The organism is Vibrio sp. Vb1980 (assembly GCF_033338615.1).
Lineage (GTDB): Bacteria > Pseudomonadota > Gammaproteobacteria > Enterobacterales > Vibrionaceae > Vibrio > Vibrio alginolyticus.
Genome location: NZ_JAWOSZ010000173.1, coordinates 1 through 525, shown reverse-complemented (window position 1 = coordinate 525; position 525 = coordinate 1). Strand labels below are relative to the sequence as shown.

At 48.8% G+C, this 525-nt stretch carries 1 pseudogene; it reads right to left on the bottom strand.

The window, feature by feature from the left end:
- Positions 1–54 precede the first annotated feature (54 nt).
- Positions 55–525: pseudogene (locus R7F64_RS24350) on the bottom strand (thymidine phosphorylase); the annotation flags it as partial.

Here is a 525-nt window from a genome sequence, read left to right as displayed (position 1 = left end):
GCCCACTCGGCGAATTATTATGGTTGAGTAGGCCTTATGTAATTACTTAATCTTTTAGATGTCTTCTGCACGAATTTGACGGTAAACCTCTGGAGTCGGCGTGTATTCACCACCCACTTTGATTGCACTGCGTAGTGCTTTTGCCGCTTCTTCCCACTGCTCTTCACTGCGAGCGTGGATAACTGCTAGAGGTTTATCGCTATCAGCAACTTCACCCAATCGGATGAAGTTATCAAAACCTACCGCGTAGTCGATTTCATCAGTTGCAACACGGCGACCGCCACCCATAGAAACCACAGCCATGCCGATAGCACGCGTGTCCATTGCAGAGACAATACCTGTTTCTGTCGCATAAACTGGCTTGATGATTTCTGCTTTTTCTAGGTAGTTGTCGTAGTTTTCTACGAAGTCAGCTGGACCGCCAAGACCCGCAACCATTTTGCCGAAGCAAGCGGCTGCTTTACCGTTGTCTAGCACTTCCATCAGTTTCGCGCGTGCGTCGTCTGTGTTCTCAGCAAGTTTGCC